This window comes from Shewanella sp. 5S214, assembly GCF_041439795.1.
Classification (GTDB): Bacteria; Pseudomonadota; Gammaproteobacteria; order Enterobacterales; family Shewanellaceae; genus Shewanella; species Shewanella vesiculosa.
This window is the reverse complement of the sequence record NZ_JBGOOV010000024.1, coordinates 30,165-51,955: the sequence shown is the minus strand read 5'-3', so window position 1 is coordinate 51,955 and position 21,791 is coordinate 30,165. Positions and strand designations below refer to the sequence as shown.

21 protein-coding genes and 1 pseudogene are annotated in these 21,791 nt (G+C 41.0%); 10 read left to right on the top strand and 12 right to left on the bottom strand.

Translation table 11 applies throughout. The features are described from left to right. Positions 1-85: 85 nt before the first annotated feature. Positions 86-973, top strand: a pseudogene (locus ACED29_RS15600) (IS982 family transposase). 166 nt (positions 974-1,139) lie between these two features. Here the strand turns inward: ACED29_RS15600 and ACED29_RS15595 are convergent. The 12 genes from ACED29_RS15595 to trmJ all read right to left on the bottom strand — a co-directional run bounded on the left by ACED29_RS15595 (position 1,140) and on the right by trmJ (position 13,563). Next, positions 1,140-3,905 carry a TonB-dependent receptor gene (locus ACED29_RS15595; RefSeq protein WP_371698046.1) on the bottom strand — a complete coding sequence of 922 codons (2,766 nt, stop codon included), beginning with the start codon at positions 3,903-3,905 and terminating at the stop codon, positions 1,140-1,142. A gap of 796 nt (positions 3,906-4,701) precedes the next feature. After that, the gene (gene ndk / locus ACED29_RS15590; protein ID WP_124016072.1) at positions 4,702-5,133 is read right to left on the bottom strand and encodes a nucleoside-diphosphate kinase; all 432 of its coding nucleotides are present in this window, start codon (positions 5,131-5,133) and stop codon (positions 4,702-4,704) included. A gap of 164 nt (positions 5,134-5,297) precedes the next feature. Further along, the gene (rimK, locus tag ACED29_RS15585; protein WP_124016073.1) at positions 5,298-6,194 is read right to left on the bottom strand and encodes a 30S ribosomal protein S6--L-glutamate ligase; all 897 of its coding nucleotides are present in this window, start codon (positions 6,192-6,194) and stop codon (positions 5,298-5,300) included. A 171-nt stretch (positions 6,195-6,365) separates the two neighbouring features. Then, positions 6,366-6,701 (bottom strand): ISC system 2Fe-2S type ferredoxin, encoded by a 336-nt coding sequence (gene fdx, locus ACED29_RS15580; RefSeq protein ID WP_124016074.1) that lies wholly within the window; start codon positions 6,699-6,701, stop codon positions 6,366-6,368. Positions 6,702-6,709: 8 nt separating this feature from the next. Beyond that, entirely contained in the window at positions 6,710-8,569 is a 1,860-nt protein-coding gene (hscA, locus tag ACED29_RS15575; protein WP_371698045.1) for a Fe-S protein assembly chaperone HscA, read from the bottom strand. A 69-nt stretch (positions 8,570-8,638) separates the two neighbouring features. Continuing rightward, positions 8,639-9,163 carry a co-chaperone HscB gene (gene hscB / locus ACED29_RS15570; protein ID WP_124016076.1) on the bottom strand — a complete coding sequence of 175 codons (525 nt, stop codon included), beginning with the start codon at positions 9,161-9,163 and terminating at the stop codon, positions 8,639-8,641. A gap of 55 nt (positions 9,164-9,218) precedes the next feature. Beyond that, positions 9,219-9,542, bottom strand: coding sequence for an iron-sulfur cluster assembly protein IscA (gene iscA / locus ACED29_RS15565; RefSeq protein ID WP_124016077.1), 324 nt, complete (start codon positions 9,540-9,542; stop codon positions 9,219-9,221). A 14-nt stretch (positions 9,543-9,556) separates the two neighbouring features. Continuing rightward, positions 9,557-9,940 carry a Fe-S cluster assembly scaffold IscU gene (gene iscU / locus ACED29_RS15560; RefSeq protein WP_124016078.1) on the bottom strand — a complete coding sequence of 128 codons (384 nt, stop codon included), beginning with the start codon at positions 9,938-9,940 and terminating at the stop codon, positions 9,557-9,559. Positions 9,941-10,010: 70 nt separating this feature from the next. Then, positions 10,011-11,225, bottom strand: coding sequence for an IscS subfamily cysteine desulfurase (locus tag ACED29_RS15555; RefSeq protein WP_371698044.1), 1,215 nt, complete (start codon positions 11,223-11,225; stop codon positions 10,011-10,013). A gap of 82 nt (positions 11,226-11,307) precedes the next feature. Continuing rightward, the gene (gene iscR, locus ACED29_RS15550; RefSeq protein ID WP_011637879.1) at positions 11,308-11,769 is read right to left on the bottom strand and encodes a Fe-S cluster assembly transcriptional regulator IscR; all 462 of its coding nucleotides are present in this window, start codon (positions 11,767-11,769) and stop codon (positions 11,308-11,310) included. A gap of 231 nt (positions 11,770-12,000) precedes the next feature. Then, positions 12,001-12,822 carry a serine O-acetyltransferase gene (gene cysE / locus ACED29_RS15545; protein ID WP_371698043.1) on the bottom strand — a complete coding sequence of 274 codons (822 nt, stop codon included), beginning with the start codon at positions 12,820-12,822 and terminating at the stop codon, positions 12,001-12,003. Positions 12,823-12,840: 18 nt separating this feature from the next. Then, positions 12,841-13,563: a tRNA (cytosine(32)/uridine(32)-2'-O)-methyltransferase TrmJ gene (gene trmJ / locus ACED29_RS15540; protein WP_182699009.1), complete on the bottom strand. Its 723-nt coding sequence runs from the start codon at positions 13,561-13,563 to the stop codon at positions 12,841-12,843. Positions 13,564-13,713: 150 nt separating this feature from the next. Here trmJ and suhB point away from each other — a divergent pair, with 150 nt between their 5' ends. The 9 genes from suhB to ACED29_RS15495 all read left to right on the top strand — a co-directional run bounded on the left by suhB (position 13,714) and on the right by ACED29_RS15495 (position 21,787). Further along, on the top strand, positions 13,714-14,517 hold the full coding sequence (suhB, locus tag ACED29_RS15535) for an inositol-1-monophosphatase (protein ID WP_124016082.1): 804 nt from the start codon (positions 13,714-13,716) through the stop codon (positions 14,515-14,517). A 418-nt stretch (positions 14,518-14,935) separates the two neighbouring features. After that, entirely contained in the window at positions 14,936-15,340 is a 405-nt protein-coding gene (locus ACED29_RS15530; protein ID WP_124016083.1) for a phosphate-starvation-inducible protein PsiE, read from the top strand. A 258-nt stretch (positions 15,341-15,598) separates the two neighbouring features. Beyond that, positions 15,599-15,901, top strand: coding sequence for a PilZ domain-containing protein (locus ACED29_RS15525; RefSeq protein WP_124016084.1), 303 nt, complete (start codon positions 15,599-15,601; stop codon positions 15,899-15,901). Positions 15,902-16,002: 101 nt separating this feature from the next. Then, a complete protein-coding gene (locus ACED29_RS15520) occupies positions 16,003-16,671 on the top strand; it encodes an AAA family ATPase (RefSeq protein ID WP_124016085.1) in 669 nt (222 codons plus the stop codon). Continuing rightward, positions 16,658-17,002, top strand: a complete 345-nt coding sequence (locus ACED29_RS15515; RefSeq protein WP_124016086.1) for a replication protein RepA — start codon at positions 16,658-16,660, stop codon at positions 17,000-17,002. Before ACED29_RS15520 ends, ACED29_RS15515 begins: the two co-directional genes overlap by 14 nt. 258 nt (positions 17,003-17,260) lie before the next feature. Further along, a complete protein-coding gene (locus ACED29_RS15510) occupies positions 17,261-18,937 on the top strand; it encodes a LytS/YhcK type 5TM receptor domain-containing protein (protein WP_371698042.1) in 1,677 nt (558 codons plus the stop codon). Then, a complete protein-coding gene (btsR, locus tag ACED29_RS15505) occupies positions 18,934-19,644 on the top strand; it encodes a two-component system response regulator BtsR (protein ID WP_371698041.1) in 711 nt (236 codons plus the stop codon). The genes ACED29_RS15510 and btsR overlap by 4 nt, the downstream gene beginning before the upstream one ends. 171 nt (positions 19,645-19,815) lie before the next feature. Continuing rightward, a complete protein-coding gene (locus ACED29_RS15500) occupies positions 19,816-21,276 on the top strand; it encodes a carbon starvation protein A (RefSeq protein ID WP_371698040.1) in 1,461 nt (486 codons plus the stop codon). A gap of 109 nt (positions 21,277-21,385) precedes the next feature. Next, a complete protein-coding gene (locus ACED29_RS15495; RefSeq protein WP_371698039.1) occupies positions 21,386-21,787 on the top strand; it encodes a VF530 family DNA-binding protein in 402 nt (133 codons plus the stop codon). The last annotated feature ends 4 nt before the right edge of the window (positions 21,788-21,791 follow it).

Genomic DNA, 21,791 nt, shown 5'->3' with positions numbered 1-21,791 from the left:
CCTGAACTCGGGATAAAATTGAACTAATCGCCCTTTTCGTGATCAGATCTTTCGACCGAGAAGGAACCAATCACGCAGAGGGCTTATGAATAATTTAGTGGATATATTTTGTGATGTCGATGATTTTTGTACTGTATTTATTCCACAATGGAGAAAGCAGTGCTTAACAGATGATACGCGTAAACGCCAACGTCTGAGCAGGATGGATATGAGTTAAATAATTAATATTATCATACTCTTCCATACGTCTCACCATCCTAATTTCAAAATTATTACACTGGATATCTTGCTCGATTCTTTAAATCAGACTTTCCCAACGTACTCAGCTATACGCGTTTTCTTGAGCTCATGCCCTCAACTGTTGTGCCACTTTGCAGTTATTTTTCCAGCATCAGAAGCCTACCGACAGGGATTGAGTTCGTTGATTCTACCAGCATAAAAGTCTGCCACAATTTACGAATTCCAAGGCATAAAACCTTATCTTGCCTTGCTCGTCGCGGAAAAGGGACCATGGGGTGGTTCTACGGGTTCAAGCTTCACCTCATCGTTAACCATAAGGGCGGTATTGTTGCCGCCAAAATCCCCCCTGCAAATGCTCATGATACTCAGCCTGTTTCAGGCATGGTGGTGAGTTCAATGGATAAGCTGTATACGGATAAAGGGTATATCAGCAAAGCGTTGGCAAGTGAGCTACTTGAGCAAGGCGTCACACTGGTAAACAATGTTCGCAAAAACATGAAAAAAAAAGGTTTTATCACTGTGGGATAGAGCAATGCTTTCAAGACAGTTTATTATAGAAACCATCAATGACCAGCTTAAAAATATCTCACAAATCGAACATTCGAGACACAGAAGTGTGCATGGTTTTATGCTGAATATTATTGGTGATTTAATCGCTTATCAACTCAAAGAGAGTAAGCCACAACTCAATATCACAGAGGTCGATTTCAATGCTATTTCTGTTATGGCTTAAACCGATCTCAGGTTATGTAATCTCATTGAGTACGTTTTATATTGATTGATACTGAAGGCTTCATAGATAAGTCTCCAATGTGTCAACTTATCTGAGAACGGGAGATTAATAACAAAAAAGCCGACTAATAGTTAGTCGACTTTTATAATTAACAATAAATGTTACATTAGAACTTCACGTTAGCACGAACAAAGAAGTAGCGACCTAGTACGTCATACGTATATGGATCGGTGTTTGAATCTAAGTTACCGGTGTAGTAAGGAGGCTCTTTATCAAATATGTTATTCACACCACCAGAAAGACGAATATTGTTAGTTAAATCATAAGAACCTGAAAGGTCATGATAAACAATGCTATCTACTGAAGGAGCATAACATTTAGAAGTATCATCTTTACAAGCAAATGAATCCATACCATCAATATAACGAATTTCGTATGTAGCACTCCAATCATCACCACTTGCAGTTAGGTCAAGATTAGTTTTGATTTTAGCATAGCCACCTGCGTTACCCGTTACAAAGCCACGGTAATCAACTGCATTACCATCTGGATCGAATTCTTCATACGTTTCTAAAATTGACGTATCTAAATTTGCCTTCCAGCTTAGACCTACTGCATCAAACGTATACGCTATGTTGATGTCATAACCAGACGTGTTAGTTGCACCAATGTTTTGTAAACCATTATCAAACTTGATACGACCAGTAGAATCTATCTCAATATTTGAAGCCTGACATAATGCACTACCAGTATTGATTTTAGCACCGCTAGCATCTAAACATTGATTAGCTACATAGTTAGAATCAACTGCAGTAATAGTGTTGGTAATACCAATATCGTAGTAGTCGACAGTCAATGATAAACCATCAACAAAACTAGGAGAATAGACTAAACCAACAGTAGTAATATCAGCTTCTTCAGGTGTTAACATCTCGTTGCCACCAACTGTAACTTCTGCTTGGCTTTGATCTGTCGCTGGGTGAACAATTTGATCAAATGATGGAGATTTACCACCAAATAATTCACTAACTGTTGGAGCACGGAATGCTGTTGAACGACCACCACGGAACATTAAATCATCAGTCATGCGCCATGTTAAGCCTAATTTCCAAGTAGTATCATCACCAAATGTACTGTAATCGAAGTAACGCATTGCAGCGCTCATATCAACTTGTTGTGCAAATGGTAAATCACTTAATAATGGAATAGCTAATTCAGCATACACTTCGTTAACACTAAATTCACCAGCAGTCGCTTCAACGCGCGGATCATTTGCAAGACCTTGTGATGTTAATGAATCTGGAGTGAAATGTGCTGCTTCTTTACGATGTTCATAACCAGCAGCAAAACCTAACACACCAGCAGGTAAATCAACGATATCACCAGATAGCGTTGCAGCTATAATGTCTAAATCACTACCACCACTGTTAACTTCGGTGTAAACAAATGGAGCAATGCTCTCACCTGTCCAAGAAGATTCTAAAAACGGATCAAAAGTACCAGCTAAAACAGCATCGTTAATTGAACCTAAATTATGTAGGTTTGCAAGAGTCTCAACTGAATCATTTTTACCTTTGTTATAAGAAGCATCCCAAGTCCAACCGTTTTCAAACTCGCCTTCTAAACCAAGAACGACACGAACAGTATCAACTACTTGGCTAAAGTCACGTGAACCGGTTTCAACCATACGACGGCCATAACTCATTTTTTCACCATCTTGAGCCCAAGGAAGCAAGGCATCAGTCATGGTACCACCAGCAGATAGAGGCTTATAAACCCATGCTGAGTTGTTCCATATTGGTTGTGGCGCCATTTGCTGTTCAGACCAGCGCTTAGAGTACATTGCTTCAGAGAAGAATCTAATCGAGTCAGAAAGCTCATATGAACCAGCAAAACTTAAGTTAATACGTTCCATTGGCGTAGATAAATAACTATCTTTCGCATAGTTATATTTATCTTCATCACTAAAATCATGGAAAACACCATCTCGACCGCTTACATCTGCTTCAGATTTTCCGTCAAAATATTCAAATACTGGCTTACCTTCGTCACCAGCAACATATTGACCATAAAAACCTGAGTCACCAACAGCATAAGCACCGTCTTCACCAGTACCAGTTATTTGGAAGTTTTGATCGCCCCAAACATGACCACCTTGGCTGTATGAGCTACCACCGCAATATAGTGTTTTGCTACCAGCAGCACCAGTTTCAGAAATTGGGCAATCAGAGAAGTCACGATCTGCTTGGCTAGCATCACCACGTTTGGTGTACTGTGCGTTAACAACCACATTACCTTTGTCGAACGTGTTACCTAACGTAAAGTCAATGCTAGTTTCATCGGCGTCGCCGTGACCAGACATACCAGTCTGAGCACTCATTTCAAAACCGTCGAAATCACGTTTTAAAATAATGTTAACTACACCAGCGATTGCATCAGTACCGTAAACGGCCGAAGCACCGTCTTTTAAAATTTCAACTCGTTGTATCATCGATACTGGAATAGTATTTAAATCCACTGTTGACGCAGCACCAGTGCCAGAAGCAATCATACGACGACCATTAACTAATACTAGTGTACGACTGTCACCTAAACCGCGAAGGTTAATGTTTGAGTTACCGCGAGAACCATTGTTCACAGCAGCGTTAGTCATCGCGCCACCAGTAGAGGTCATTTGTTGCAAAATGTCATCGATAGAAGTAGCGCCAGAAGAGATAATTGATGAGGCATCAATTACGCTTACTGGACTAGCTGTTTCCATATCGGCACGTTTGATTCGTGAACCTGTAACTTCAATTCTTTCCACTTTCTGAGCTTGCTCTTCTGCTGAAACTACGGCAGAAGAAAATAAGCCTGTTGTTGCAACACTTGTTGCTGCTACAGCTAGTAAACTGCGGCGAATTGCCTTAGCAGTTAATGTGACTGAACTCATGAATAAACTCCCTATAACTTGGAATAAAATAAAACAAGTCGTTATATTTTTAATTATGAATAATTGATCGTTGCCAATTATTTAAAATCATTATTAATGAATAAAAAACCTTTAGTCAACAAGAGCAACATGTGAACAACATCACATATAAAATCAGAATTGATAATTAATTTGACACAGAAAAATAACTTATTAATCAGGTAGCTACTAGATTTAACAGTGATATTTTAGATTATTAACATTTTAAAACACTACAAAAATAACAAAAAACAACCCAAACAGAAACGAAATGGAAACAAAATGAAACAAAATGAAACAAAAAACCAAACAATTAAAAATAATTTTTAACAAAATAACAGCAAACAGACATAGAATGTATCAAAAATTAATTGTTAATATTTAAAAAAAAATTGCTTAATTGTCGTAAAAGTAGTCAGAATTACATTTCATTATTTCTGACTTTTTATTTAAAACATAACTAATCAGCATTTTTACTGGCTAATTTCATTCAAAATAGCTCTAAAACTGATCCCAAAAAGCGTTACTGCTAACACGACGTAAAAGTAAATTCTGCGATATTTCATATAGAATGAAGAACTTTCTGACCGGGTACTTTTAACCTCATCAACACGCAACATTCTTATTAATTAAATGTAATATTTTAAGTCAAATATAATATTATGAATAACTCATTTAAACGCGAAGAAGTAGATATTAAACAAGCAAAGAAATAAACGGCTGAAGATCGAACAAAAAAAAGGAGCCGAAGCTCCTTTTAATCAACTTACAGCAATAATTAACGAGTGCGTGGGCACACTTCATCAGCGCTGAAGAAGTAAGCAATTTCACGAGCTGCTGATTCAAGAGCATCAGAACCGTGAACTGCGTTTTCGTCGATGCTTGCAGCGTAATCACCACGAAGCGTGCCACGAGCAGCTTCAGCTGGGTTAGTTGCACCCATGATTTCACGGTTAGCTAGAACAGCGTTTTCGCCTTCTAACACTTGAACCATAACTGGACCAGATGTCATGAAAGACACTAAAGCGCCAAAGAAAGGACGTGCGCTATGTTCAGCGTAGAAACCTTCAGCTTGTTCTTTAGATAGGTGAACCATTTTAGAAGCGATGATCTTAAGACCAGCTGATTCAAAACGGTTGTAAATAGCGCCAATGTGGTTGTTAGCAACTGCATCTGGCTTGATGATAGAGAATGTGCGTTCGATCGACATAACGAGCTTCCTTAATGTGAGCAAGTTTAAAAAATTCGCGCGGATTATACGTAATTTAAGGGTATATTCCTAGCCATATCCGCTTAAGCAGTGATATTTCATCACTTAATTGCGTCATTTATATTAACATGGCGCAATTTATGCTCCATGAGCAAACATTCATCTTACTCTGCAGCCTTAACCGTTTTGTTAATACTTTTTTCCATAAAGCTAATGATGGCGTCAGCAACGTCTTTTTGTGTCGCTTTCTCAATGCCTTCTAAACCAGGAGATGAATTGACTTCCATCACCACAGGACCATGATTTGAGCGCAGTAAATCAACGCCAGCAATATTCAACCCCATTGTTTTGGCGGCACGAAGTGCAACAGAACGTTCTTCTGGGGTTAACTTAACCAAAGTTGCACTGCCACCACGGTGCAAGTTAGATCGAAACTCACCCGGCTTTGCTTGGCGCTTCATCGCTGCTATCACTTTATCACCCAACACGAAACAGCGAATATCTGCGCCTTTGGCTTCAGCAATATATTCTTGTACCATGATGTTAGCCTTTAAGCCCATAAAGGCTTCTAGCACGCTCTCAGCCGCTTTGCGAGTCTCCGCTAATACAACGCCAATACCCTGAGTCCCTTCCAGTAGTTTAACCACCAAAGGTGCTCCGCCCACCATATCAATCAAATCAGGGATGTCGCTTGGTTTATTGGCAAAACCGGTGATCGGTAAGCCAATCCCCTGCCGCGACAACAGCTGCATTGAACGCAATTTATCCCGTGAACGTGCAATCCCAATGGAGCCATTAACCGCATACACACCCATCATTTCAAATTGGCGTAATACAGCGGAACCATAAAAGGTTACTGAAGCGCCAATCCGTGGAATAACCGCATCAAAATGGCCTAAATCTTTGCCCGCCATATGAATGCTAGGCTTGGTCATATTAATATTCATATAACACTTTAACGGGTTGATAACCTTGACCTCATGTCCCCGGGCTAATGCAGCTTCAACTAAGCGTTTAGTAGAATATAATTGCGGGCCTTGAGACAGTATTGCAATGCGCACAGAGTGCTCCAAAAGAGAAATTTTCCGGCATCATACGCTGAGTATATTTAAAATCAATGACTGCTATATCCATAGATAAAAAAAGAGCCAATCCTAATAGATTGACTCTTTTTTTGTGACCAATTACCCACAATGAATAACGATTTTGATGGGTTAATCTACCAGTAAAGGCTAGCCTTCGCTCACCATGTTCACTGTGTATTTAGGGATATCGATGATCATATCGCAATCAACCACTTTAGCTTGGCAAGATAGACGGCTTTCAGGTTCTAAGCCCCATGCTTTATCGAGCATGTCATCTTCTAGCTCATCACTTTCTTCGAGTTGATCAAATCCTTCGCGTACAACTACATGGCAAGTAGTACAAGCACAAGACTTTTCACAGGCATGTTCAATATGAATACCGTTACGCAATGCAACGTTTAAAATCGTCTCGCCTACTTCAGCTTCAAGTACTGCGCCGTCTGGACAAAGTTCTTGATGGGGTAAAAATACTAACTGTGGCATCATTTCACCTATATGTTGTCGACCGACTGCCCTTTAAGCGCCGCTCTAATAGAATTATCCATACGTCTTGACGCAAAATCTTGAGTCTTATCGTCGAGATTTGCAATTGCTTTTTCAATAGCATCAATATCGTCTTGTTGCGCGGCGGCATCAAGTTCTGCGATCGCTACCACTAACTGTTGACGTTCATGCTCATCCAGCAGTGCAGCATCTTTAGCCAAGGCTGCGTTAAGGGATTCTATCACCCGCGCGGCTTCAACTTTTTGCTCTGCTAGCATACGACGAGTAATGTCTTCTTTAGCATACTTCATCGAATCTTTTAGCATGGTGGCGATTTCAGTATCGGATAAACCAAATGAAGGTTTAACTTGAATCGATGTCTTAACTCCAGTGGACTTTTCCATCGCAGTAACACTGAGCAGACCATCAGCATCGACTTGGAATGTCACTCGAATATGAGCAGCTCCAGCGGCGAGCGGCGGAATACCGTGCAGTGTAAAGCGCGCCAAAGAACGACAATCGTCAACCAGCTCTCGTTCCCCCTGAACCACATGAAATGCCATCGCAGTTTGACCATCTTTAAAAGTGGTAAACTCTTGTGCCCGTGCAACTGGAATAGTGGTATTACGCGTAACCACTTTTTCAACCAAGCCACCCATGGTTTCAACACCGAGCGATAATGGGATCACATCTAACAGTAATAAGTCTGAATCGGGTTTATTGCCAACGAGAATATCGGCTTGAATAGCCGCACCAATGGCAACAACGCGATCAGGGTCAATTGAAGTCAACGGTGTTTTTTTGAAGAATATTTCAACTTGTTCACGAACTAAAGGAACTCGAGTTGAACCACCGACCATGACAGTTTCAATCACCTCATCCACGCTCACACCTGCATCACGTAAAGTGCGACGACAGCTACCAATGGTTTTTTTCACCAATGCGCCAATGAGTTCATTAAATAGATTTTTATCGACACTACAGCTGACGGTTTGGTCGCCAATGACAACAGAGGCTTCAACGCTGTCATTTTCAGTTAATGCTTCTTTGACTCGGCGAGCCTCAATCTGTAACTGACGTGCTAACTGATTATTCGGCTCAGAGATGTTCCACGTTGTTTGCAAATGGCTAACAAGTAAATGATCAAAGTCATCACCACCCAAAGCAGAATCACCGCCTGTGGCTAACACTTCAAATACACCACGATTCAAACGCAGAACAGAGATATCAAAAGTACCGCCACCTAAATCGTAAATGGCAATCACGCCTTCTTGCTTCGAATCAAGTCCATAGGCAATAGCAGCAGCAGTAGGTTCGTTAAGTAAGCGTAATACTTTAACGCCTAATAATTCTGCAGCGTCTTTAGTACCTTGACGTTGTGCATCATCAAAATACGCAGGTACGGTAATGACCACGCCTTCTAACTCGCCACCTAACGTAGTTTCCGCTCGGGCAATTAAAGGTTTTAAAATTTCGGCAGACACTTGAATAGGATTAACTTGCCCAATAGGCGTGGTAAACACCGGCAAGCCGTTTTCACTCGCGTGTAAAGCGTAGGGTAATCGATGAACGCCAGACTGAATATCAGTAAGGCTTCGTCCCATAAAACGCTTAACCGAAACGATAGTGTTTTGTGGATCTAATGCTGATTGTAGTTGAGCGTCGTAGCCAACGAGTACATTGGTATCACCATAATGCACCACAGAAGGCAAAGAATGACGTCCTTGCTCATCAGGCAAGGTCAATGCTTGAGCACTTCTTACCGCAGCAACAAGTGAGTTGGTGGTACCAAGATCTATTCCAACCGCAAGACGATGCTGGTGCGGTGCGGCGCTTTGGCCAGGTTCTGCAATTTGCAACAGTGCCATAGTGTTCCAACTTGTTGTGTTATCGATTAGCCAAGCTAATCATAAATAAGGTTCAGAATTTAAGGTAATTTAGTCGAGCAAGCTATCTTCAATACGAGCTAGCTCATCTTGCAATTTTGCCATAAATTTTAGCTTACGAATTTGATCAGCCGCTAATAATGCATCTGCATTATCATCACTGGCTAATAACGTCGCTAATTTAACCGATAATACCGACTCAAACTGTGCAAATGAATCATACAGTTCATCAATTGAAGACTGCGGATCACTGCTATGAGTTATATCTTCAAGCGCTTCACGCCACTCCATTTGTTGCATCAAAAATGTACCATCTTTGAGCGTAGTGGTTTCGTGGCTTAATTCAATACCACGCAGGCTCAACATATGTTCAGCACGGCGTAAGGGATTTTTTAACGTTTGATAGCCGTCGTTAACTTGTGCAGTACGCTGAACAGATAGCAGCTTTTTTTGCTCGGTATCATTCGCGAATTTATCGGGATGGACCGCCCGTTGCAGTTCGCGGTAGCGCTCTGCAAGTAAGGCGGTATCGATATCAAAGGCAGGTGCAACATTAAACAGATCGAAATAATTCATGGGCAGATATCATGCTTACTGTTTGATATAAAACGACTTAACAGGTGAATAACGGTTAAACAGTGAAACTTTCACCGCAACCACATTCACCCTTTGCGTTAGGATTATTGAACTGAAAACCTTCGTTTAGGCCTTCTTTGACAAAATCAAGTTCAATACCTTGCAAATAAATGAAGCTTTTGGCATCGATGATGATATTCACACCATCGATGTTATAAAGCTCATCATCGTCATTGAGATCATCAACGAACTCAATAACGTATGCCATACCTGAACAACCTGATGTTCTCAACCCAAGGCGCAAGCCGAGGCCTTTCCCGCGATTAGCAAGAAAGGATCTTACTCGATCAGCCGCAGCGGGGGTCATTGAAATAGCCATCTTAACTCCAGGTATTACTTAGCTTGTCTGCTTTTATACTCTTCAATTGCTGCTTTAATGGCGTCTTCAGCCAAAATAGAGCAATGAATTTTAACTGGCGGTAGTGCTAGTTCTTCAGCAATGTCAGCATTTTTAATGGTCGCTGCTTCATCAACACTCTTGCCTTTAACCCATTCAGTCACTAATGAGCTTGATGCAATTGCGCTGCCGCAACCATAAGTCTTGAATTTTGCATCTTCAATAATGCCATCAGCATTAATTTTAAGTTGCAACTTCATTACGTCACCACATGCTGGTGCACCAACCATACCGGTAACAATTGATGGGTCGTTCTTATCAAATGAACCTACGTTACGTGGGTTTTCATAATGATCGATTACTTTTTCGCTATAAGCCATGATACTGCTCCAAAATCTGTGTCGTTATCAGTTTACGAATAATGGTATTACACTTATTTAACCATCTAAATTAGTGATGTGCCCATTGAACTTGATCCAAATCGATACCATCTTTGAACATCTCCCATAATGGAGACATTTCGCGTAACTTATCGATAGATTCAGTTATCGTTTTGATAGCATGGTCAATTTCTTCATCGGTAGTAAAACGGCCGATTGAGAAACGAATTGAGCTGTGTGCCATTTCATCGTTTAAACCCAATGCACGTAATACGTAGCTTGGCTCTAAACTTGCTGAAGTACAGGCTGAACCAGAAGAAACCGCTAAATCTTTTAAGGCCATCATTAACGATTCACCTTCAACAAAGTTGAAGCTCACGTTAAAAATACCACTGTAGCGTTGTTCCATATCACCATTGATATAGGTTTCTTCTATGTGTTTAATACCGTTCCATAACTTATCGCGAAGGCGAGTAATACGCTCGCTATCAGCAGCCATGTCTTGTTTGGCAATCACAGCAGCTTCACCTAAACCAACGATTTGATGAGTTGCTAATGTGCCACTGCGCATTCCGCGCTCGTGTCCACCACCGTGCATTTGCGATTCAAGACGAATACGTGGCTTACGGCGAACATATAATGCGCCGATACCTTTTGGTCCATACATTTTATGGCCAGAAATCGAAATCAAATCAACTTTAGTGGTTTGCACATCAATCGGTAATTTACCCGCACTTTGGGCAGCATCCATATGGAAGAAAATACCCTTTGCGCGGCATAACTCACCAATGGCATTGATATCGTGAATCACACCAATTTCGTTGTTCACGTGCATAATGCTGACTAAAATAGTGTCATCGCGCATCGCCGCTTCTAAGCGTTCCATTGGGATGATGCCATTATCATCAGGAACCATATAAGTGACTTCGTAACCTTCACGCTCTAACTGACGGCACGTGTCTAACGTAGCTTTATGTTCAGTTTTGCTGGTAATGATGTGCTTGCCCTTTTTGTGATAAAAATGGGCAATACCTTTAATCGCAAGGTTACTTGATTCTGTCGCACCTGAGGTAAATACAATCTCACGGTGATCAGCGTTGATTAAATCAGCAACTTGATTACGGGCGATATCAACCGCCTCTTCAGCTTGCCAACCATAACGGTGTGAACGCGATGCTGGATTACCAAATACGCCGTCCATCGTCATGTGTTGCATCATTTTTTCAGCAACACGCTTGTCTACAGGCGTTGTTGCGGCATAATCTAAATAGATAGGAAGCTTCATAATACACTCCGTACTCAGCAGTCTCAGATGAGGCTACATACAACGTACAAATAATAATGATATATCAATCAACATAGTTGAGTTATAGACTCACTCTATGTTCCTTTTGTATCTCATCTTGCTTTAACGAAATAAATCTTACATCTCGCTTTTGCATCAAACCTGCAAGAGAAATACCATCTAAAAAATCTGAAATTTGTTTACTTAAGTCACCCCATAAAGAATGGGTTAGGCAACGAGTACCACTTTGGCAGTTACCTTTTCCTTGACAACGGGTGGCGTCTACAGATTCGTCAACAGCATGCACGACCATGCCAACTGAGATATCTACGGCTTCTAAACCTAAACGGTAACCACCACCGGGTCCGCGGACACTCGACACTAAACCATGTTTACGTAACTTAGCGAAGAGTTGTTCAAGATAAGACAAAGAAATTCCTTGTCTTTCAGAAATATCAGCTAAAGGCACAGGACCAGTAGCAGAGTGAATCGCAACATCCAGCATAGCTGTCACTGCATAGCGACCTTTTGATGTAAGTTTCATAACTTGTACTGCTCCCAAAAAGTATGCAGTAATTTCAACATACCCGAGTAATTTAGTCAAGTATTAATCCTACTAAATCACTCAAGTATTATGATGTTGTTTGACTATAAACGATCCCAATTTCGCCGCGGGTATTTAACCTTTTTATCTTGTAAGATTCAATGCCGACAAGGCAATTAATCGCATTATTAACTGATTATTTGACTTGAATCGACAATGACTTATTGAATTTTAAATACTCGGGTCGAACTTATCAATGTCTTGTTTACGAATGGTCGCGGCTTCTCGCGATGCCTCATCAAATGCATCCACATTTAACTCTGGCAACTTTTTAGTACAAACTTCACCACCCATTTGCTGAATGGCATTACACAGTTCTTGTACTTTCGAGTCCATTAAATGCATGTGATCAAGCATTTGCCCTATGGCATTAGCCACAGGATCAGGATTATCTGGTGACACAGCGTACGCATCAAAGCCATACTTTTTAGCCATCTCAGTGCGACGTTCAGTTTTTTCTTTTGACTGGTCGGTCGGCGAAGACACCACACGCCCAGGAATGCCCACCACAGTGTGATCGCTGGCGACATCCTTAACCACCACAGAATTAGAGCCAACACGTGCACCATCGTGCATTGTGATAGGTCCAAGTACTTTGGCCCCAGCCCCAATCACCACATTATTGCCTAAAGTGGGATGACGTTTACCTGGCTGCCAAGTTGTTCCGCCTAAAGTAACACTATGATACAGCGTGCAATCATCACCAATTTCGGCAGTTTCACCTATTACAACGCCCATACCGTGGTCAATAAAGAAACGTCGGCCAATCGTCGCACCTGGATGAATTTCAACACCGGTGAGCCAGCGAGAAAATGTCGATAAACAACGGGCTGTGAAACGCCAGTTCGCTAGCCACAGTTTATGACTAATACGGTGGATCCAAATAGCATGCATACCCGGGTAATTAAATATTATCTCTATGGTACTGTTTGCAGCAGGATCACGATGATAAATCGATTCGATGTCTTCTTTTAACCTAGCGATGATGGCCATGGTGTGTTCCTTTACTGCTTAATCTTGTTTATCCATTTTCTTATCAATGGAAGTCAAAATGCCACGAAGAATATTCATCTCAGGTGCTTCAATACGGGCACGAGTGTATAAACGACGCAATTTAGTCATGACTTGCCCAGGATGATTTTTAATCACAAAACCAGTTTTAGACAAGGTCGACTCTAAATGAACAAAAAAGCGTTCAAGTTCAGATGTTAATGGGTATTCTTCTGTGACAACTGGCGTTGCTGTTTGCGCTAAATGCGCGACGCGAGTTTCATAACAAATAATTTGTACTGCTTGAGCCAAGTTTAGCGAGCTGTATTCTGGGTTTGCCGGAATCGCCACATGATAAGTACATTGCTGTAATTCTTCATTACTCAGGCCATGATTTTCACGACCAAAGACAATAGCAACCGGACCATTTAGGCTTTCTTGAGTTAACTTTAAACCCGCTTCTCGAGGGTCAAGCATGGGCCAATCAAGGGTACGACTGCGAGCACTCGTTGCTATCACTAAACTACAATCGGCAATGGCCTCTTCTAATGAATCAACACGAGTTAGATTTTTTAGAATATCAGATGCACCTGCAGCAAGTGCTATCGATTGCCCATCAGGCTCCGCTCTTGGCTCGGCGAGATATAAATTTGATAAGCCCATGGTTTTCATCGCTCTAGCTGTAGAGCCAATATTACCAGGGTGTGAGGTACCAACTAAAACAACACGAATATTACTGAGCATGTAGCACTTTCTTTTAGCAAAAAATATTGCCCGTATATTAACACAATCGTTAAAAATTACGTTATATGAAAATCTGCATTTGATATAACGGCTAAATTAAGTATAATGCGGGCGCTATTTTACTCGTTCTTTAACATCCAGGGGATTGCAATGCATCCGATGCTGACTATTGCCACACGCGCTGCACGCGCTGCTGGCCAAACTATTATGCGCGCCTATACTGAACTTGACCGTGTTGAGGTAAGCAGTAAAGGTATTAATGATTTTGTGACTAGTGTAGACAAGGAAGCAGAAGCAACTATTACTTATCAAATTCGTAAATCTTATCCAGACCACACCATTATTGGTGAAGAAAACGGTGAAAACCGTGGTACTGATAAAGACTACATTTGGATAGTTGATCCTTTGGATGGCACTAACAACTTCGTTCGTGGTATTCCTCATTTTGCGGTGTCTATCGCTCTTCAGTACAAAGGCAAAATTGAAGTTGCCGTTGTTTACGATCCTGTTCGTGAAGAATTATTTTCAGCTGTTCGCGGCAAAGGCGCTAAGGTTAACGACTTCCGCATGCGCGTAACTAACGTTAATGATTTAAGCAACACTATGATTGGCACAGGTTTTCCATTTAAAGCTCGTCAACACACAGAAAGCTACATGGCTATTTTAGGCGAAGTATTTTCATTGTGTGCCGATGTTCGTCGTGGCGGTTCAGCGGCATTAGATTTAGCTTACGTTGCAGCAGGCCGTTTAGATGGTTTCTTCGAAATAGGTTTAAAACCATGGGATATCGCAGCAGGCGACTTAATTTGTCGTGAAGCCGGCGGTACAGTGACCGACTTTACTGGTGCACATAACTATATGACTTCAGGTAACATTGTGGCAGGTAGCCCAAAAGTAACCACTCAGATAGTCAAAATTATGCGTCCTCTACTGAATGAAGGTTTAAAGCGTTAATCGCTAACTAACTTTTATTGATAAAAAAACCGCTCAAGCCTCGCCTGAGCGGTTTTTTTATGCTTATAAAATGGCATGACTGTTAGCCACAATGGTACATAATCCGCTATTAAAAGCTCATTTTTCGATGACTTAGATATTCCCGCCATCAATAGCAAACCCATAACCAGTGCACTAAACCAAACAATCACTCAATAGGCCGGTATACAGCAAAGAAGCTTTGCCGGTAAGCTAATCGCCATCATTAACAATGCGCGTTTAACCTATGTCATAACAATGCAAACGATGCCGTGTTGTTCATTCAATTAAACAGCGATTAAACAAGTCACAGCTTATCTCACAAAATCGATCGAGATCACTGGGAAAATACCCTGAAGTCGTCAATAATAGTATTTTGATTTTATTGATGAAGATGAGTATGCCGTTACTGCGAAAAGTAGGATTAAAAACCTTAAAAAATATCGAACATCTAGTGTTATTAATTATCGCTATGGCGACAGTATTTGCTATTGGCGAAGAAATTCTTCACATGATCGTCATTCAGACTGTCGAATTAGCCGATTTACTCTTACTATTTATCTATCTTGAAGTATTGGCTATGGTCGTTAATTATATTGAATCAGGTAAGTTACCTATTCGTATGCCGCTCTATATCGCGATTGTGGCATTGGCGCGATACTTAATTTTAGACATGAAAGCAATGGAAGATTGGCGTATTTTAGCCATTTCACTGTCGACTATTTTACTGGCAGGCACAGTAATTGTGATCCGTTGGGGTCAATTAAAAATGCCTTACCCTAAAAACCAAGACTACGATACTTAATCAACTTGGTGGTTCAGGTAGCCAATGCCAAGTCTTTTTATTGGCATTGGTTGCTAAATTTAGTTTTGCTTAACAAAGTCGTTATGCTAAAAATGAATACAATCAACTGAGTTAATGCTAAAGATAAAACCCTAAACGAACATCTTAGAAAAGAATACTATAACTTTACCAATTAATTGAAATAAGTCGTGTAAATAAAATCAACATCAAATTGCAGAAAAACATACATAAAGACTCATCATTTCAAGGAGAAACAGAATGGGGCAAGAGCCAACCGGATTCGAAGAAAAACGCAGTTCTTTACGTGTAGATATGGAAGCAGAGCGGATCCGCCTAGATTGGATCAATTCACAAGGTGAATCATGCACAGATCATGCTATTTGTATTGATCTGGCCCGAAAAGGCGTGTTAATCGACTTTAAGGCTGCTTTTAAAGTTGGGGATTTGATCGCCTTAACATTTAATGAAAAGACTGATAAACAAAATACCATTAAAGGCCAAGTTTGCCGTAGTTCCGAATGTTCAGTAAATAGTTACCATATTGCTTTACAGCTAATTTAGTTGATTATTTTTATGCAGCTCTCAATGGCTACTCTATAATCAAGTTACATACCTAGCGAAACTTTCGGTGCAACAAGGCGCCTATCATCAAGGATCACAACATGATATTGCTCGTTGGCGGTGAAAAAGGTGGCAGTGGGAAAAGCTGTTTAGCACAGAACATTGCTGTATATATTAGCCAAAAGCACGATGCGAATGTGCTCATGGTTGACTGCGATCCGCAACGTACCACGTCAGACTGGATCCAAGCTCGTAATAATGACCCCAGCCTAAAAGCGATTAATTGCATCCAGCTTTATGGCAAAATCCGTAATGACTTACTGAGTTTAAATGAGCGATTTGACTACGTGATTGTCGATTGTGGTGGCCAAGATAACCTTGCAATGCGCGCCGCGATGTCGGTAGCCACCTATGTTGTTATCCCACTTCGTCCCAAACGTCGCGATCTTAAAACCTTACCTCACATGGAAGACATGCTCAGTACTTGTAAAATGGTTAATCCCAAAATGATTGCTGCCATTGTGATAACACAGTGCCCTGCTCTGCCATCTCAAGGTAAGCGTATTTTAGAAGCGAAAGAAGTGGTTGAGTCTTTTGGTTTACGCGCCCTTAATTCGGTCACATTTAGCCGTAATATCTATGATGATAGTGAAGAAAGCGGCTCTTCTGTGTTGGAAATCGAACCTAGCGGTAAAGCGGCTGACGAAATTCGTGCTATTGCTGATGAGCTTTTTGCCATACCACCAGAAAATAGTTATGAGTTTAACTGATCTTAAGCGCAAGAAACCCAAAGATACCCGAGTCAAGGTATCTGTAGATGACTTTATTGAGGATGCTAATAAATATGCATTAGGTCTTGACGCGTCCCATGGCCAAAGCAATATCGCCTCAAACACGCAAGAGTTCTTAAGAGGGCTAGATAAAAAAAGCACTAAAATTTATCGCCATGCCACATTTACATTAACTGAAAAAAGTATTTCGCAATTAGACGAAATAGCGAAAGTCAGTAAAGTGGCTAAATCAAAAATACTCAGAATACTCATTGATGAGTTTTATCAACAAAGCAGCACTGAGCAAACAAATTTACTCGCCAGAAAGTAATCATTAACATAAGAGTATTCACTTAACCTCAACGGGTTAATTATTAGGTTCACGGCTCTGTTGTCAGGTTAGGCAGGTGATATTTGGCGACATAAGTCAGGATATAATATTGAACACTTATGTTCATCACCCTAATGGTAAATTAATATTAAGATGTCAGTCATGAATAACTAATTACTGATGGCTTCTAAGCAAAATAACAAGCCACGTGTTAACAATCCAATTTGACTGCATTTAATTACATCCTAAAGAGATAATATGGCGTTAATAGTACTACTAACACAGCAAATGTGTGTTTACTTAGTTATCGTTTACTTAGTCAGTAAAACGCCATTATTTAAATTCTTTGCCGAAACATCGAAACGATTACCTCACAAAATCTTCATCTACTTAGTGTTCTCAAGCTTTTGTATTATGGCAACTTACTTTGGAGAACAAACCTCAGGAGCGATAGCCAATACTCGTGCAATGGGTGCGGTATTAGGCGGATTATTGGGTGGTCCAATTACCGGGCTTCTGGTTGGCTTAACCGGCGGCTTACACCGTTATTCTATGGGTGGATTTACCGATGTTGCTTGTGCAATATCCACTACGTTAGAAGGTTTATCTGCAGGAATGATCAGCTATTACTTCAAAAAAGCCGGCAAGTCTGAAATGGCTTATCAGCCAATGGTGGTATTTGGAGTGACATTTATGGCTGAAATTATGCAGATGTCGATTATTGTATTAATCGCCAAACCCTTTGATCAAGCGTGGGAGTTAGTTAAGCTCATCGCTCCGCCAATGTTATTGATTAATTCCCTTGGTGCTGCCATGTTTATGAGTATTGTTCGCGACCAAAAAGCGATGTTCGATAAACTCTCGTCCAGTTTTTCAACCAAAGCCCTCAAAATTGCTGAGCGCAGTGTCGGATTGCTGTCAAAGGGCTTTAATTTAGAGTCGAGCAAACAAGTTGCTCAAATCGTCATAGAAGAAACCCAAGTCGGTGCGGTAGCCATTACAGACAGGAATAAATTACTCGCCTTTATTGGTATTGGCGCTGACCACCATATTCCTAATACACCCATTTCATCTCAAATCACTCTCGAGGCCATTGCACAAAATAGTGTCATGTTTGCCGATGGCGTTGACACCCCTTATTCATGTTCTCTGTCCGCAAACTGCAGCTTAGGCTCAAGCTTAGTGATCCCGCTGCGCAGTAATGACGAAGTCATTGGCACGATTAAATTGTATGAGCCGAAAAACAAGCTGTTTTTAAACATTAATCGCACCTTAGGCGAAGGAATTGCCAGATTACTGTCTAACCAAATACTTTATGGGCGCTTTGAACAGCAAAAAAGCTTACTCATGCAAGCAGAGATAAAGTTGTTACAAGCCCAAGTGAATCCTCACTTCTTATTTAATGCTCTCAACACTATTAGTGCGATTATTAAGCGTGACCCGCAAATGTCTAAACAGTTATTGCAGCAATTATCGCAATTTTTACGCATTAACCTAACCCGAACAACAGGGCTAGTCACCATAGCTGATGAACTTGAACATATAGACGCTTATTTGTCGATTGAGCGTGCTCGCTTTATTGATAAGTTACAAGTGAGCATTGATATACCGAGTATTTATCATCACTTAAAAATGCCAGCATTTACCTTACAACCCTTAATTGAAAATGCAGTGAAACATGGAACATCACGTATGCTTGAAGCCGGTGTTATTAATGTACAGGCGACAATTGATGGTGATGATCTTATGCTTAATGTCACGGATAACGCCGGTTTGTATCAACCATCGAACAACACCGACGGCTTAGGAATGAACTTAGTCCATAAGCGAATTCAAAATTTATTTGGCAGCCAATACGGTATTGAAGTTGAGTGTAAAGCAGATGAATTCACCCGTGTCAGTGTGCGTGTACCGTTAAAGGAAATTGACCAATGATCTCATGTCTAATCATTGATGATGAACCGTTTGCCCGCCAAGAAGTGGCCGATTTACTCGACAAACATCCTGATATAAGAGTGTTGGGGCAATGCAGTAATGCCATTGAAGCTCTACAGCAAATTAACCTTGTAAAACCTGATCTTATTTTTGTTGATATTCAAATGCCGCGGATCAATGGTATGGAGCTGCTTGCGATGCTCAATCCAGAGCAAATGCCACGAGCAGTATTTATTACCGCATTTGATGAATATGCGATAAAAGCATTCGATAACAATGCCTTCGATTACTTATTAAAACCCATCGATGAGAAACGCTTCAACCAAACCTTAGATAAAGTTAGAGCCAATATCGCGCCGCAACGGATGTCTCAGATATTACCGACGCAATTAGCTCATTTACCCTGCTACAGTGGTAATAAGCTCAAAGTTGTCGCAACCGCTGACGTTGAATTTATTGTTAGTGATATTGGCGGTATTCATGTGTGTCCAAATAAAGGTTTAAGCCATACTCAATTAACCCTAAAAGTCTTAGAGCAAAAAACCGCACTTTTTCGTTGTCATAAACAATACCTACTGTCACCGAGTGCAATTTCTGAAATTGAAATCACCGACAGCGGCGCAGAAGTCACTACCCATAGCGGCGCTAAAGTTCCTGTTTCACGCAGATATCTCAAAGAGTTGAAACTGTTGCTTGGATTTCAATAGTCTTTAGTTCAAAAGACATGTGATACAGGCCACATTTACTCTGCTGGTCAAACCGCTCACAGTGAATATTTACCGCTTAGGCAAGACATTTAACCTGTCACAGAGTTCGCCCCCAATTGACCACCTTGATGCTTTAAAGTGGTCACACGATATAAATGGGGAGATATAAAAATGACTTGGTTTCTACTCTGTGTTGCTTTACTCATCGGCGGTTACTTTATTTACGGGACCTTTGTCGAAAAAGTATTCGGCATTAACACTCAAAGACAAACACCCGCTTTTACACAAACAGACGGCGTCGATTTCGTGCCAATGTCTAAAGGCAAAGTCTACTTAATTCAATTATTAAACATCGCTGGAGTCGGCCCAATTTTTGGCCCTATTCTCGGTGCACTATACGGCCCAGCAGCTATGCTGTGGATTGTATTTGGTTGTATTTTTGCTGGTGCCGTTCACGATTATTTTTCGGGGATGTTATCGGTACGCAATAACGGTCAATCGGTTCCTAACCTAGCGGGTAAATATTTAGGCAAAAGCGCTAAACACTTTATGAACTTTTTTGCCATTATCTTATTATTGTTAGTTGGAGTGGTGTTTATCTCTGCTCCTGCGGGCTTGTTGAGTAAACTAACTGGTTTAGATGTCACCATTTTTGTCGGTATTATTTTTGTCTATTACTTAGTTGCCACTATCGTTCCTATCGATAAAATCATTGGCCGCTTATATCCATTCTTCGGTGCATTACTGGTATTTATGTCACTGGGTCTTATCATAGCCCTAGCAGTGTCAAGCGAACATACCATGTTGCCAGGCTTTGTAATGGGCGACTTTTTTAGCAACCTAAACCCTAATGACATGCCGCTATGGCCTGCATTATTCATCACCATTGCTTGTGGAGCCGTATCGGGTTTCCATGCAACACAATCTCCATTAATGGCGCGCTGTGTTGAAAATGAGTCAAATGGTCGCTTTGTGTTCTTTGGTGCCATGATTGGTGAAGGTGTGATTGCGCTAATTTGGTGTGCTATTGCATTATCATTCTTTGGTGGTGTGGAAGGATTAAATGCCGGCATGGGTGGCAACCCCGCTAACGTGGTATACGAAGCATCTAATGGACTACTAGGCACATTTGGTGGTTTCTTGGCTATCTTGGGTGTGATTGTATTACCTATCACCTCAGGTGATACTGCATTTCGTTCAGCACGTCTAATCTTGGCTGAGTTCTTTAACATTAAACAAGTCGAGCTACCTAAGCGCTTACTGCTAGCATTACCATTATTTGCTGTTGGTGCAATGCTCACTCAAGTCGATTTTGGCATTATCTGGCGCTACTTTGGTGTTGCAAACCAAACCACTGCGGTATTAATGCTATGGACTGCAGCGGCTTACTTACTGCGCCATAATAAGTTTCATTGGATTTGTACTGTACCAGCGATGTTCATGACCTGTGTTGTCATTAGCTTTATGTTGAACTCATCAACATTAGGTGCGGGTTTACCGATGACAGTATCAACCATTGCAGGTTTAGTCACTACCGCAATTATTGCCGCAATGATTATTATTAATACTAAAGGTAAAGGCGACATAGATTCAGATGATGAAGAAAAAGTCGAATTCGTCAAAGAGCAATAATCGCTCATATTAAATAAAAACGGCAGCCTAGGCTGCCGTTTTTGTGTAGATATCTCTTTGGTTGCAATATAGGTATAATATCATCAAACTCAATTAGCTCGCACGGCCCATGACACAAGCAAACAACCCGCTTCACGGCATAAAACTAGAAACGATAGTGACTTCACTGGTTGAAAAATACGGCTGGGAAGAACTCGCATCGAGGATAAACATTCAGTGTTTCAAAGATAACCCGAGTGTAAAATCAACCTTGAAGTTTTTACGTAAAACGCCTTGGGCCCGCGACAAAGTTGAATACTTGTACCTTAAAGCTAACAAGCTGCCATTGCCGCCACCGAAAGAAGATAGTCGCGGAGCATTTACAACTAAACCTCGGCCATCAAAGGCAAAAGTAGCCTCAACGAGACCTACAACCCACAAAGCGGCAACAGCAAAACCAAGCTCGAGCACAGCTGCAGAAAAGTCGACAACACCTGTCAATGCGGATATTTGGGGAACAAACTCAAATTAATGCA